The sequence below is a fragment of the Ornithinibacillus liuyingii genome (assembly GCF_055550225.1).
On record NZ_JBPWOS010000012.1, the window covers coordinates 38,392 to 53,069 of the forward strand.

Sequence of the window (14,678 nt, forward strand, 5' to 3'; positions counted from 1 at the left end):
TTAGAGAATGGAGAATATAAATTCAGCAAAAGAAACATTAAATCGTGTTATCTATGGTAAAGAAGATGTGGTAGATCTGTTATTTACTGCTTTATTTGCTGGGGGGCATGTTTTATTAGAAAGTGTTCCTGGAACAGGTAAAACGAAGCTTGCGAAAAGCTTTGCAAAGGTAATGGATGGTCAGTTTAGTCGTGTCCAGTTTACTCCAGATGTATTACCAAGTGATGTTACGGGTATTCGCTTCTTCAACCCAAAAACACAAGAATTTGAATTACGGGTAGGACCCGTAGTATCTAACGTATTACTCGCCGATGAGATTAACCGCGCTACTCCGAAAACCCAATCTAGTTTATTAGAGGTAATGGAAGAGTACCAATCTACTATTGATGGTGAAACAATAAAAATTGAACCTCCATTTATCGTAATCGCTACGCAGAACCCGGTAGAAAGTAACTATGGAACATTTCCGTTACCAGAAGCACAGTTGGACCGCTTTCTATTTAAAGTAGACATAGGATATCCAACAAAAGAGGAAGAAAAGGAAATCTTGTCCACCTATCGTACAAACGACCCATATGACGCTATTCATGCTGTATTATCACTAGAAGAAATCCGCACGATCCAACAAGAAATTAAACAAATCATGATTTCAGAAGTAGTAAATGATTATTTACTAGATTTAGTGCATGCTTCTAGAAATCATCATGAAGTGGAGTTGGGAATTTCTCCGCGTGGAATGCTTGCGTTGATGCGTGCAAGCCAAGCTCGTGCTTATTTGCAAGGAAGAGAATATGTAACACCTAATGATATTAAGACGCTTATCCCATATGTATTTGAACATCGTCTAATATTAACAATGGAAGGCTCCATTAAAAAGACTGCAGAACAAGTAGTAAAAGAAATATTAGAAGCAGTTCCAGTACCAGTTGAAGAAGGGGCAGTTTCACAATGAGATGGAGGAAGGAAGCGGGAACAGGGGATTCCCGAAGCTTTGAGTATATTCTTCTAGCCATATTGGTGTTCTTTATTATCGGTGTTATCTTCCGTTCTGCAGTAGTGTTTATTGCTGTTGGTATTTTTGCAGCTTATTTAATAGGTTATAAGATTTATGATAAAAGCATTGTAAGAAGTTTAAACTTAAAGAATAATACAAGAACGATTAAGCTATTCCCTGGAGAAGAAGAAAGCTTTACATTTGAGATAGAGAATAGATCTATGTTTCCACTTATCAATGGGGAATTTTCTTTTCAAATTGGATCAGCTATTAAAGCATATACGATAGCGAAAAAAGATGAGGATTATTGGAAAGAGTTACAACTACCACTTTCCATTCTTCAGAAGAAGAAAACCGTATTAGAGTTTCCTATTCGAGCAGAGCAACGAGGTGTAGCTAGAGTAAAAAATATTACATATGATTTTCCACACTTGCTCAATTTCAGTAGACTTCGATTACGTTATTATGATTTTTATCAGACGGAATTTATAGTGTATCCGAAATTACTTCCAGTCAATGGGATAAACGCCGTATTTCATATGATGCCTGGAGATAGCAGATTAAATTATTCTCCATATGAGGATGTACAAAGTCCATTAGGAACACGTGATTATAGTTACAGTGACCCATTTCACAAAATAAATTGGAAAGCTACTGTAAAAACGCAAAAAATGCAGACAAATATTTATGAAAAGGTAGTGGATCGGACGTTTGTATTTATTGTTAACCTAAGTACGGAAAACGATAAAAATATGGTGAGTTTTAATAAAAATTTAGAAAATCTATTATCCTATACAGCGTATTTAAGTGAATATGCGACAAAAATGCGTATCCCATTTGAAATTTATATTAACGCTAGAAAGCCTGGTAAGATTCCATATGTTCACTTACATGAAGGAGAAGGAAAAACACACTATATGTATGCCTTAGAGATGTTAGCGCGAATACATAAGCAGGCTCCTATCTTACCATTTAATAAAATGATGTTTCAGGTTGGAAAACAATTTATAAAGCCGAAGACCATCATTTTCATCGGTGACCTTATAGGTGGTTCCATGGAAATGATGAGTTCATGGAAACAAGTGCAAAATAGTATCTATCAGGTAGTAGCAGGAGAAGGAGGCGCTGCTATTCGGCCAGTGGCAAGGGAGGCAATCAAAAATGCAACATAACCACCCACTTATTGCCTATGCTTATCACTTTATGTGTGAAGCGATACTCATCTTTATGATTTTCTTGCCAGTACTTTATCATCGGTATTTTTTTGTTCCATATTGGAGTTATTTAGGGATTATCACGTTAATCTGCCTACTTTTTACGCTTCTTACATGGAAGAAAGCAAATAGGGTTATTTATTTTCTGATGGTACCTATTGTTTTTATCGCATTTTATCTATTAGACTACCCATTCTTGATTAGTATTTTCTTTAGTGTTTTACTTGTATGGAGTTATGTATTTATTAGAATGCAACAAGTAGTAAAGAGAGAGTCGCTATATATATTATTGACTGTGATTGCTACTATTTATGTAAGTATATTTGTTCATGACAGTGAAATGATGATATATCCATTTTTACAATTTGTTTTGTTGTTTTTGGGGTATATTTCTAGTCATTTGGTACATGTTGGAAAAAATGATAGAAAGGATATAGATCGAAAAATACCGTTCTACTTTCTTTGTCTACTAGCTGGTGGTGCAGTGTTATCTTTTGTTGCATATCCTGCTCTTCGCTATATGACAGTTGCAATCTGGACTGGCATAATAAACTTAGTGGGAGGTACGATTCTTGGTTTCTCTAACTTACTAAGCTTTTGGCAAGTGGAAAAGCGAGGATGGCCAGAGCAGTCATCAGAAGAAGCCAAACTTAATGCGGAATTTGAAAACAGGCTGCCAGAGTATAATGTAATAGAAGAAATTACAGGGTTAGTTGTTTTAGCAGTCGGGTTACTATTAATTATTGTCCTCGTGTTAGTTATAGTGATGATATTAAAGAATCAAGTGAAGAAGCGTTTAGAAAAATCGCTAGTTGACCTTAGAAAACCACAAAGTCCGATTCAAATCCATCGAGAGGAATCACAAGAAGAAAGCATTCGAATATCGTTATTTAATCGAAAAAAACCGTTACCTGATAATCCTATTAGGAAGATGGTCTTACAATTTGAAAAAAAAGCTGTTAAATATAACAAGGGTAGAGAACCGTACGAGACCGTTGAGGATTGGTTTCATCGTGTCGGGATAGATGCTAATTTTAATATATATCAACGGGTTCGCTATGGAAACCAGCAAGTAAATGAAGAGGACCAACAGATATTAAAGAAGCAATTAAAGATGGTGGAAGATGTTCTATTTGATAAAAAATCGTTACGGAGATGACAACATTGCACTTAAAACAGTTTTATGTAACCTATGCATACCATTTTATGAGTGAGGCAATCATCATATATTTAGTTTTATTACCATTCTCTTACTCTTATTATGAGAATGTTTCGATGTGGAGCTATCTAGGAATTACTATAGGGGCTGCCTTGGTGTATTCTTTCATCTCTAAATATATAACAAATTATGCACCATATTTGATTTCATTACCATTTCTACTCCTACTATTTTACTTCGTTGGTTATCCCTTACTATTAAGTATCATATTTTCAGGATTATTCGTATGGCGGTATATTGCCATTCGAAGTAATGCATTTATTGGAAATGAAGCAACTTACGTCGGAGCGACCATTTTGCTTAGCTTGCTTGGATTATTTATTACACGTAATTTTGAAGTAATTAATTTCCTTATTGTCCAGATTGCTATTGTTCTATTAGGCTATATTCTAAGTCATTTATTCGTTATCGAAATGGAAAAACGAAGAGCAATAAATCGTTCAGAGTGGTTTAAATGGGGAAGTTTTTTTGCTATCGTAATTGGAGCTGTTTATATGCTATCAGACTTTGTGACAACGATGACAGCAAGTCTATGGAGTGGATTAGGTAATGTATTAACTATATTGGTAGGGGGGATAGCTCGCTTTTTTGAATTCCTTGGATTAAGTGCTTTCTTTAATAAAGGAATTAGTGAAATGGAACCTATTGAAATAGGTGGTTTTGAAAAAGAAGAAGCGGGGGAAATGCCTGTTTTCGAACAGCGTGAAGGTATTAGTATGGATGTTATCATGTTTGGCTTGCTGGGAATTATTATCATTGCCTTTGTCATTATCTTATATAAAGCAATTAAGGAAAGAGCAAAAGATGTGGAGCATGATGAAGCTTTGGGATTTGAAATTAGAGAGGAAGAATTAGCTAGTTATAAGAGTAGTAGTAATAAAGGAAAAGGGAGAAAAGCAAAAAAACCAAGTAACCCAATTAGAAGATTAGTTTATGATTTTGAAAAGAAAGCAGCTAAATTAGACCTTGCAAGGCTACATCATGAGTCCATCGAGAATTGGTTTCATCGTATAGGTCTAGAAGCGGATCTACAAGTTTACCAAAAGGTTCGATACGGGGACTTGAACACTTCAGCCGAAGAAGAACAAGAATTAAGAGATACGTTAAAGCAATTTGCGCAGTATTTAGAAACGCACAAGGAAAATGAACTAGAAAAAGAATGATAAATATGGCATAATATAAATAGAAAGTTTTCTAGGGTTCCGCCAAATTAGGGTCTGGTCCGAGAGAAAACGCACGAAAGTGTACACGGAGGGACAAAAGCCCGGGAGGATATCGATGATATCTTCACCGGGCTTTTTTTATATGGTGTAGTAACAAATAAGCAATGGATGTCTTACAAGCATTCTTGTGCTTTTCTTAAGGGGATGATAATAGTGAATAAGTATTGGAATTTAGTATGGCTAGGTGTGATATTTGAGATTGGTTGGGTTGTCGGCTTAAAGCATGCCGATACAGCGTTAACATGGGGATTAACAATCATAGCTATTTACATTAGTATGCATGCACTAGTAGTCGCATCGAGTAAATTACCGACCGGTACTACTTATGCTGTATTTACAGGAATGGGAACGGCGGGAACCGTATGTGTTGAAATGGTTGTATTTGGGGAACCTTTTCAGCTCATAAAGGTAGGATTAATTGCTTTACTATTAGTTGGTGTTATTGGCTTAAAAGTAGTCACAAAGCCAGTTGATAAGGAAGGGGAGCAATCATAATGGAATGGATATATCTTGTCATTGCAGGTGTTGGAGAAGTAGTTGGTGTTACCGGGATTAGCCAAGTCAATAAGAAGAAAAGTGTTGCTAGTTTTTCGTTATTGATTGGTGGTTTTTCCTTAAGCTTTGTCCTTTTAGCTATCGCTATGCAATCGATTTCTATGGGGACAGCATATGCCGTTTGGACCGGTATCGGTACTGTTGGTAGTGTTTTAGTTGGGATGATTTTTTATCATGAATCAAAGGATTACTTACGGATCCTATTTATTTGTATGGTACTTACTGCAGCAGTTGGATTAAAGCTGATATCCTAGCACAAATAGTGTGATGAAAACAGCTAAAATAGTAATCAGTAAGGAAGTCAAACTATACGCTACGGCTGTTTTGTAGTTCTTTGAAAGTAGTAATTGAATGACTTCATTTCCAAATGTTGAGAAGGTCGTATAGGCACCACAAAAGCCTATGCCTAGTAATGACCATAGAGCTTCCGTTAAAACATGAATAGAATAAAAATAAATCGTGATCGCTAGTAAAATGGAACCGGTAATATTAGCGATCCAGGTACCAATCAATCGTTTATTCAGTTTCTGAGAAATATAAAAACGGAGGATGCTACCTATAAATCCTCCTAAACAAATAAACATGATATTCATATAGATTCCTACCTTTTAACATGAGCAACACGATATCCGATATAACAACATAGTAAGCCACCGCCTACGCTACATAGTACATAGGTAATAGCGAGTAAATAGCTTTGATAAACTAGTTGGATTGTTTCTACTGCAAAAGTAGAAAAGGTGGTAAAAGCACCAATTAATCCAGTGCTAAGTCCTGTGAATACAATAGTTGACAGTCTACTTTTCATGAATGCATTGTGAAGTAGATAGCTTAGAAAGAAGCAGCCAATTAAATTGACCAGTAAGGTGCCAAAAGGGAATAGATAGGCACTAGTAAATAGCACTGAAACCATATACCTACCTAAAGCACCGAGCATGCCACCAATGCCTACAGCAAGATAAAGCTTTATACGGTTTGGCATTCTGGGCATAACCCGTAAATCTCAAATTTATGGTCTTCAATTTCGTAGTTAGATAGGGATCTTCTAACATCATCCATTGGACATACTTCAATCTCTTTTGTCTTCCCACAATCCTTGCAAATAAAGTGGTGATGATGGTGACTAGCACATTTCATACGAAAATGCTTCTCACCATTTAATTCTGTTACTTCTAATATACCAACTTCATTATACAAGTGCAGATTACGATAAATTGTATCAAAGCTAATACCTTCATATGTTTCTTCTAAATGCTGAATCAGCTCTTTCGCTGTACGATAGCCATCTGCATTTTCAAAGTAGGTTAAAATATCTTTTCTTTTTCCAGTAGTTTTATAGCCTTTTTCCTTTAATAATTCAATTGCTTCCGAGGTATTCATTGCTTAGCCCCCATTTTTGATTCTTGTAGTCGTTTATAGGCGATGCTTAATAGTAATATTATAATCGCTACCATAACAATGGTACCACCAGGTGGGATATTTAAATAATAACCAGAGATTAATCCTATCATAACAGCTAATTCACCAAATGCAATAGCTAAAAACATCATTTGTTTAAAACCTTTTGCAATGCGCATGCTAGCAGCAACTGGTAAAGTCATTAAAGCAGATACTAATAATACACCTACAATTTGAATGGAAGCAGCAATTACTAGAGCAGTTAAGATTATAAATAATAGATGTATTTGTTTCGAGTGAATTCCAGAAACCTTAGAATGTTCTTCGTCAAAGGATAGGGTAAATAGTTCTTTGTAAAAGATTGTAATAATAAATAATACAAAGACAGTAATAATTAAAATCGTAAAAAAGTCTGATTTACTAACAGCTGATGCAGAACCAAAGAGGTAATTCATCAGTTCCGTATTAAAACCGTCCGCTAATGCAATAAATATTACACTTAATCCTACTCCCCCAGAGAGGATAATTGGTATTGCGATTTCTTGATATGCTTTATAGACACTGCGTAATTTTTCTATGAAAATAGAACCAAGAACGGAAAAAAGTAACCCACCATATAATGGTGGTAGCATGTAAAATGCAAATTTCTTTTCTATAAATAGAGAAAAAGCAATTCCTGATAATGTAACATGGGATAAAGCATCTGCAATCAATGATAGCCTTCTAACAACAATGAAGGTTCCTAGAAGTGGTGCAATAATTCCAATCAAAATCCCAGTTAAAAAAGTTTGTCTTAAAAAATCATATGTCATTAAATCTGCTATCATTAGTTCTCCTCCAACATTAATGGTCGTGTGAGACGATACTCACCGGGTGACCATACAGTTTTGACATCTCTTTATCTGTTAAGTTTGCATATTCTTCTGGCTTACCATGGAAATGAAGGGTCTTATTTAAGCATACAATATCAGTCGCATACTTAGTCATTGTCCCGGTATCATGTGTTACAAGGAGCAATGTAATTCCCTTCGTTTGATTCAACTCATGTAATAATTCGTAGAAGCGTTGAACATTCTCTGAGTCGATTCCCACTGTAGGCTCATCTAATATTAGTAGTTCAGGCTCGCTCACTAATGCACGGGCTATGAAAATTCGCTGCTGCTGACCACCTGATAAATTCCCGATATTTTGATGAGTGTATTCACTCATCCCAACTGCCTCAATAGCAGCCAAGATTTTTTCTTTATCTTTCTGTTTAAAAAATTTAAAGTAACCAACCTTACCTGTTAGTCCTGTCGAAACGACTTCATATACCGTTGCAGGGAAGCCTTTATTAAAGGAATTGGATTTTTGAGAAACGAAACCAATTTTACTCCATTCTTTAAATTCTTCCATTGGCTTGTCAAACAGGGTTACAGTTCCACGGTCAGGCTTTGTAATCCCTAGTATAATTTTAATAAGTGTTGTCTTTCCTCCACCATTTGGGCCAAGCAGGCCAACAAAAGCTCCCTTAGGTAGCTCGAAATTGACATCTTGAAGTATGGCGGTTCTTTTTTCATAGGAATGACTAATATTCTTTAATGAAATAATGGAATGATTACTCATATATTAAGCGTCCTTTCATTGACTTGCTTTATGATAATACTGATAGAATAGGAAATAATCCTTGTTACTATGAGTATTTTTTGTTCGCGATTCGATAGGTTTAGTACTCAACACCAAGATAGTTTTGGATAGTCTTACATACTATACTCGACTAGGTCTACTCAAATATGATATATTGTACACCACTTACTAGTGCTTGTGTATTAATAAATCTCTCTGAAGGCAATACTCATGCTGACGATACATTATAGGGTTTACATTCTAATACGAGTTGCTCAGTAAACTATTCCGTATCCATTCCTAATCTGTAGGAATGGACTATGATTATTGCAACTATCACTATAAAACCTTCGAATACTTATTTTCATATAAATAAACCTTCTAGCACGAGCTAAATCGGTCTTTTGTTTTGGTCATTAGTTGCATGCGTATTGATGTTTGAAATAATTTAGAAGATTAATTTGCTAGTGTGAATTACTATAGTAATATGCTCTGATTTAAAACCTTATCCTGTAGTAAATATATCATATCGTAACAAATGTCATTTTGTAAATAGGAATGATTACGATTAATGAATTTGTATCTTTTTTGTAATGTACCACGAACTCCGCTAACCTATTCGAATTACTAGTCAAGGATGTGGGGAAGTCTTAGAAAAAATTATGGAATTCTTGAATTGGTTATTGCGAAATATCAGAATTTATTTTATAGTTAGTATAGATGGATAGGAGACTGTCCTTAATTTTTTACCATAAAATGAATGAGTATTCATTCAAATGTGATTGGGGGACAAAATATGAAGCGAACAATCAAGCGTGCTGCTGTCTTAGGCTCAGGTGTTATGGGGTCCGGAATTGCTGCTCACTTAGCCAATATTGGTATTCCAACTTTAATGCTTGATATAGTACCAAGAGCATTAACGAAGGAAGAAGAGCAAAAAGGACTTACGCTGGAGAATAAGTCTGTGCGGAACCGAATAGCAGCTGAAAGTAAACAGGCGTTATTAAAACAAAAACCATCACCTATCACATCCAAATCAAGCTTAGACCTAATTGAAATCGGCAACATGGATGATGATATGGAAAAATTAAGCGATGTGGATTGGGTAATTGAAGTAGTAGTGGAAAGGCTTGATATTAAGAAGCAAGTATTTGAAAAGGTGGATCAGTATCGAAGGAAAGGCTCTATTGTTAGTTCTAATACGTCCGGAATATCTGTAGAAGGAATGGTAGAAGGACGTTCAGAAGATTTTCAAAAGCATTTTCTTGGTACACACTTCTTTAATCCACCAAGATATTTAAAGTTGCTAGAGGTGATTCCTACCCAATATACCGATCCAGAAGTACTTCACTTTATGAAGCAATTTGGTGAAGATGTATTAGGAAAAGGTGTCGTAGAAGCTAAGGACACACCAAACTTTATTGCTAACCGAATTGGAACGTATGGATTGTTAGTAACAGTGAGAGAAATGCTTAAAGGGTCTTATAGTGTAGGTGAAATAGACTCAATAACAGGACCGTTAATTGGACGACCTAAAAGTGCTACATTCCGAACACTAGATGTAGTAGGATTAGATACTTTCGTACATGTTGCTCGTAATGTCTATGAGCAAGTAGAAGGTGCAGAGAAAGACGTATTTGATATTCCAGAATTTATGTTAAAGATGCAAGAAAACGGTTGGTTAGGAGCTAAGCGTGGCCAAGGATTTTTCTTAAAGAAAAAAGCAAAAGATGGAAGTGTTATTTATGAGTTAAATCCTGAAACACTGGAATATGAAGAACGTAAGAAATTGAAAACTCCTGCTGTAGAACTGGCAAAGCAGGCAAAAGGATCTCGCAACAAATTGAAAGCGCTTGTATCCGCAAAAGGTGACCGTGCCGGTGACTTGATTTGGAATATTTTAAAGCCGTCATTAATTTACTCCGCTGAGCTCGTAGGAGAGATTGCCGATGATATTGTCGCAATTGATCAAGCGATGAAGTGGGGATTCGGATGGGAATTAGGACCATTTGAAGTTTGGGATGCGATCGGTTTACGATCTTCTGTCGAACGTATGAAGGAAGAAGGCGAAACCGTACCGAATTGGGTGTTAGAGCTACTGGAAGCTGGAAATGATTCCTTCTATAAATATGATAATGGAAATGTTTATTACTTTGAAAAAGGTGAATATAAACAACAACAAATTAATCCAAAAGAAATTAACATTAAACGCTTAAAAGATGTTAATGGTGTCATAAAGAAAAACTCAGGAGCAAGCTTAATTGATATCGGAGATGGTGTTGCTTTACTAGAATTCCATTCGAAAAGTAATGCAATTGGCTTTGATACAATTCAAATGGTAAATTACGCAATTGAAGAAGTAAATAAAAACTATAAAGGTCTTGTCATTGGGAACCAAGGAAAGAACTTTAGTGTAGGTGCTAATTTAGCTTTAATGCTAATGGAAGCACAAGATGATAACTTCTTTGAGTTGGATATGGTTGTGAAAATGTTCCAGGACATGGGAACTACGATCAAGTATTCTAACAAGCCGGTAGTCGCAGCACCATTTAATATGACGCTTGGTGGCGGGGCTGAAATTTCTCTACCAGCAGCAGCTCTTCAAGCATCAGCAGAAACCTATATTGGACTGGTGGAGTTTGGTGTCGGGTTAATCCCTGGTGGAGGAGGAACGAAGGAACTTTACTTAAAGCAGCTTCGTAATCTTCCAAAAGGTATTGATTTTGACTTAACGAAGGTTGCCAATGATGTGTTTGAAAAAGTAGCGATGGCAAAAGTATCAACTTCAGCTGATGAAGCGAGGGAAATCGGCTTCTTAGACCGAAATGATCGAATTAGCGTTAATCCAGATCATTTAATCTATGATGCAAAGCAACGTGTACTTGAATTAGCGAATGGCGGCTACCAGGCACCTAAACGTGAAAAAATTCCGGTTGTAGGGGATGCGGGTTATGCTGCCATGGTACTAGGGGCTAAAACATTACAATTCGGTGGCTATGCATCTGAACATGATGTGAAGATTGCTGAAAGGTTAGCATATGTTTTATCCGGTGGAAGGATTAAAGAGGGGACATTAATTGATGAACAAGTAATGCTTGATTTAGAGCGTGAAGCATTCTTGAGCTTAATTGCAGAGCCGAAAACACAAGCACGTATGCAACACATGCTATTAAAAGGAAAACCATTAAGGAATTAGATAGGGGGAAGTTTGGATGAGAGAGGCAGTTATAGTAGCAGGTGCTAGAACCCCTGTAGGAAAAGCGAAAAAAGGATCATTGAAGGATACACGGCCAGACGATTTAGCAGCATTAACGATTAAGGAGACATTGAAGCGTGCTGGCGGATATGACGGAAATATTGACGATGTAATTATTGGCTGTGCGATTCCAGAGGCGGAGCAAGGAATGAACATGGCCCGGAATATTGCAGGGCTTGCTGGGCTAAAGCACGATGTACCAGGTATCACCATAAACCGTTATTGTTCTTCTGGATTACAAAGTATTGCTTATGCGTCAGAACGTATCATGCTTGGCGCTAGTGATACGATTATCGCAGGTGGAGCGGAATCTATGAGTCTAGTGCCAATGCCAGGGCATGTCATTAAACCAAACCCTAGTCTAGTAGAAAGTGCACCAGGTTATTACATGGGAATGGGGCATACGGCAGAAGAAGTGGCTAATCGTTTTGGGATATCTCGTGAGGAACAGGATGCATTTGCGGTAGAAAGTCATAAGCGTGCAGCAAAAGCCCTAGAAGAAGGTAAGTTTAAGGATGAAATCGTTCCAGTTGAGGTGACAGAGCGCTTTATTGGAAAAAATAATAAGGTAGAAGAGAAATCTTTCTTATTAGATACGGATGAAGGGGTAAGACCTGATACAACACTTGAAGTATTGGCTAAGCTACGTCCAGCATTCCATGTGAAGGGCACCGTTACTGCAGGAAACTCTTCACAAATGAGTGATGGCGCAGCATCAGTACTTGTCATGGATAGGGAAAAGGCAGAAGCGGAAGGCTTAAATCCTTTAGTTAAATTCCGATCCTTCGCTGTTGCTGGTGTAGAACCGGAAATAATGGGGGTAGGACCAGTTAAAGCAATTCCAAGTGCTTTAGAAATAGCTGGGCTAAGCTTATCAGATGTTGGACTATTCGAACTAAATGAGGCATTTGCGTCCCAATCTGTTCGGGTGATTCAAGCACTAAATTTAGATCCATCTATAGTAAATGTTAATGGTGGTGCTATTGCCCTAGGTCATCCATTAGGCATGACTGGAACCAAATTAACGTTAAGTCTAGCTTACGAAATGAAACGTCGCAATACCCAGTTTGGAGTAGTCACCATGTGTATTGGTGGCGGAATGGGAGCTGCAGGAGTATTTGAATTATTGTAGGTTGGTAGATTTTTGGCAAAGCAGTAGTAATATATTTTTCTAATTCACATAGATTCGATTCCTGCAGGGAAAGACATTAGTCCTCCCAGCAGTATGTAAGCACTCGATGGAACAAGTATATTTAATAATTTTTGTTCAGAGCAAAGAATATTTATTCCATTTAGAAACTATATCCAAGAGAGGATGTTAAAAATGAGTGAAACAAAAGAGAAATTATTTAAAGGTGGATCCTTCTTAATTGAAGACTTAACTGGCGAGGACATTATCACGCCAGAAGATTTCACAGACGAACATAAGATGATTGCCAAAACAACAGAAGACTTCGTAGCGGGTGAAGTATTACCACTAGTAGAAAAGTTAGAAAACCACGAATTCGAACACTCAGTAGAACTATTGAAAAAAGCAGGGGAATTAGGACTACTAGGTGCTGATGTGCCAGAGGAATATGGTGGCCTAGCCCTTGATAAAATCAGTTCTTCTTTAATCACAGAAAAATTTTCACGAGCAGGTGGATTTTCCATCACGCACGGAGCACATGTAGGAATTGGTTCTCTCCCTATCGTGTTCTTTGGAAACGAACAACAAAAAGCTAAATATTTACCAAAACTTGCGACAGGGGAACTGATTGCAGCTTACGCGTTAACTGAACCAGGCTCAGGTTCTGACGCATTAGGTGCCAAAACAACAGCTACATTAAACGAAGCAGGGACCCACTATATTTTAAATGGAGAAAAACAGTGGATTACGAACTCTGCTTTTGCTGATGTATTTGTTGTGTATGCGAAAATCGATGGCGAGCATTTTACTGCATTTATTGTTGAACGGGAATTCCCAGGTGTCTCTACTGGACCAGAAGAGAAGAAAATGGGCATTAAATCATCTTCCACACGTACTTTGATTTTAGAGGATGCGGAAGTACCGGTAGAGAACCTCCTTGGTGAAAAAGGTCGCGGTCATATTATCGCATTTAATATCTTGAATGTTGGACGTTATAAACTAGCAATTGGTGGTGTTGGGGGAGCGAAACGTGCTTTAGAGGTGGCTACCCAATACGTAAATCAACGTAAGCAATTTAATACACCGATTTCACAATTCACACTTACACAAGAAAAACTGGCAACGATTGCTTCGGAAATCTATGCTAACGAAAGTGCGGTGTATCGTACAGTTGGCTTGTTCGAGCAACGCATGGGGGCATTAACAGAAGAACAATTAAAAGATGGTCGTGAAATTGCTCGTGCAATTGCAGAATATCAAATCGAGTGCTCAATGAACAAATATACGGCTACGGAACTATTAGACCATGCTGCAGATGAAGCAGTCCAAATGCATGGTGGATATGGCTTTATGCAGGAATACGAAGTAGAGCGTATCTATCGTGATTCTCGTATCAACCGAATTTTCGAAGGTACGAACGAGATCAACCGCCTACTTGTTCCAGGTACACTGCTCAAGAAAGCAATGAAAGGTGAATTACCTCTATTCCAAAAAGCGATGAGCTTACAAGAGGAATTAATGATGCTAATGCCAGAAGAGCCAGGTACAGAACCATTAGAACAGGAAAAGTATTTATTAAAGAATGCTAAGAAAATCGTCTTACTTGGTGCTGGTTTAGCTGCACAAAAATACATGCAAAAAATCGAAAAAGAACAAGAAATCCTTGTGAACTTAGCTGATATGGTCGCTGAAGTGTACAATATGGAGAGCGCAATTCTTCGCACTGAAAAAGCGATTAATGCTACTGGAGTGGAAAAGAATAAACAGAAACTACTTTATACTCAAGTATATGTTCAAGAGGCATTCAACCGTATCGAAGCAGATGCCAAGGAAACTTTAATTGCGGTGGAGGAAGGGGATACATTACGTATGATGCTTTCATCCTTACGTAAGCTAACCCGCCACACACCTACAAATGTCATTGCCAAGAAACGTGAAATTGCAGCAAGCATTATTGAAGCTGAAAAATATACATTGTAAATTTCGCTAGGATTAACCGTTAGTTAAATAATACCGAATGAAAAGCAACCCTATATCGGGGTTGCTTTTCATTAAGTATGGGGTTTACTGTGATAGGGAGTATAT

General features: G+C 37.1%; 14 protein-coding genes and 1 riboswitch. Of the genes, 9 read left to right on the top strand and 5 right to left on the bottom strand.

Going from position 1 to position 14,678, the window contains the following annotated elements:
* Window positions 1-7 precede the first annotated feature (7 nt).
* The 6 genes from ACSKT4_RS15685 (at window position 8) to ACSKT4_RS15710 (ending at window position 5,459) form a co-directional block, all read left to right on the top strand.
* On the top strand, window positions 8-952 hold the full coding sequence (locus ACSKT4_RS15685) for an AAA family ATPase (protein WP_186870965.1): 945 nt from the start codon (window positions 8-10) through the stop codon (window positions 950-952).
* Window positions 949-2,166: a DUF58 domain-containing protein gene (locus tag ACSKT4_RS15690; protein WP_465823665.1), complete on the top strand. Its 1,218-nt coding sequence runs from the start codon at window positions 949-951 to the stop codon at window positions 2,164-2,166. The genes ACSKT4_RS15685 and ACSKT4_RS15690 overlap by 4 nt, the downstream gene beginning before the upstream one ends.
* Window positions 2,156-3,367 carry a hypothetical protein gene (locus tag ACSKT4_RS15695; protein WP_186870963.1) on the top strand — a complete coding sequence of 404 codons (1,212 nt, stop codon included), beginning with the start codon at window positions 2,156-2,158 and terminating at the stop codon, window positions 3,365-3,367. The genes ACSKT4_RS15690 and ACSKT4_RS15695 overlap by 11 nt, the downstream gene beginning before the upstream one ends.
* Entirely contained in the window at window positions 3,364-4,590 is a 1,227-nt protein-coding gene (locus ACSKT4_RS15700) for a hypothetical protein (protein ID WP_186870962.1), read from the top strand. Before ACSKT4_RS15695 ends, ACSKT4_RS15700 begins: the two co-directional genes overlap by 4 nt.
* A 20-nt stretch (window positions 4,591-4,610) precedes the next feature.
* A riboswitch (guanidine-I (ykkC/yxkD leader) is annotated at window positions 4,611-4,700 on the top strand.
* Between the two features lie 103 nt (window positions 4,701-4,803).
* Window positions 4,804-5,145: a DMT family transporter gene (locus ACSKT4_RS15705; protein ID WP_343221484.1), complete on the top strand. Its 342-nt coding sequence runs from the start codon at window positions 4,804-4,806 to the stop codon at window positions 5,143-5,145.
* Complete coding sequence (locus tag ACSKT4_RS15710; RefSeq protein WP_222619077.1) at window positions 5,145-5,459, top strand: DMT family transporter; 315 nt, start codon at window positions 5,145-5,147, stop codon at window positions 5,457-5,459. The genes ACSKT4_RS15705 and ACSKT4_RS15710 overlap by 1 nt, the downstream gene beginning before the upstream one ends.
* Here the strand turns inward: ACSKT4_RS15710 and crcB are convergent.
* The 5 genes from crcB to ACSKT4_RS15735 are packed head-to-tail and all read right to left on the bottom strand — an operon-like array spanning window position 5,442 to window position 8,208.
* A complete protein-coding gene (gene crcB / locus ACSKT4_RS15715; protein ID WP_186870961.1) occupies window positions 5,442-5,798 on the bottom strand; it encodes a fluoride efflux transporter CrcB in 357 nt (118 codons plus the stop codon). The genes ACSKT4_RS15710 and crcB overlap by 18 nt on opposite strands.
* An 8-nt stretch (window positions 5,799-5,806) precedes the next feature.
* Entirely contained in the window at window positions 5,807-6,187 is a 381-nt protein-coding gene (locus ACSKT4_RS15720) for a fluoride efflux transporter FluC (RefSeq protein ID WP_222619076.1), read from the bottom strand.
* Entirely contained in the window at window positions 6,172-6,585 is a 414-nt protein-coding gene (locus ACSKT4_RS15725) for a Fur family transcriptional regulator (RefSeq protein ID WP_186870960.1), read from the bottom strand. Before ACSKT4_RS15725 ends, ACSKT4_RS15720 begins: the two co-directional genes overlap by 16 nt.
* Window positions 6,582-7,430, bottom strand: coding sequence for a metal ABC transporter permease (locus ACSKT4_RS15730; RefSeq protein WP_186870959.1), 849 nt, complete (start codon window positions 7,428-7,430; stop codon window positions 6,582-6,584). The genes ACSKT4_RS15725 and ACSKT4_RS15730 overlap by 4 nt, the downstream gene beginning before the upstream one ends.
* 16 nt (window positions 7,431-7,446) lie before the next feature.
* Entirely contained in the window at window positions 7,447-8,208 is a 762-nt protein-coding gene (locus ACSKT4_RS15735; protein ID WP_211742647.1) for a metal ABC transporter ATP-binding protein, read from the bottom strand.
* Window positions 8,209-9,004: 796 nt separating this feature from the next.
* Here ACSKT4_RS15735 and ACSKT4_RS15740 point away from each other — a divergent pair.
* The 3 genes from ACSKT4_RS15740 to ACSKT4_RS15750 all read left to right on the top strand — a co-directional run bounded on the left by ACSKT4_RS15740 (window position 9,005) and on the right by ACSKT4_RS15750 (window position 14,573).
* Entirely contained in the window at window positions 9,005-11,404 is a 2,400-nt protein-coding gene (locus ACSKT4_RS15740; protein ID WP_186870957.1) for a 3-hydroxyacyl-CoA dehydrogenase/enoyl-CoA hydratase family protein, read from the top strand.
* A 16-nt stretch (window positions 11,405-11,420) separates the two neighbouring features.
* Window positions 11,421-12,596 (top strand): acetyl-CoA C-acetyltransferase, encoded by a 1,176-nt coding sequence (locus tag ACSKT4_RS15745; RefSeq protein WP_465823666.1) that lies wholly within the window; start codon window positions 11,421-11,423, stop codon window positions 12,594-12,596.
* 192 nt (window positions 12,597-12,788) lie between these two features.
* Window positions 12,789-14,573, top strand: coding sequence for an acyl-CoA dehydrogenase family protein (locus ACSKT4_RS15750; protein WP_186870955.1), 1,785 nt, complete (start codon window positions 12,789-12,791; stop codon window positions 14,571-14,573).
* Window positions 14,574-14,678: the final 105 nt, after the last annotated feature.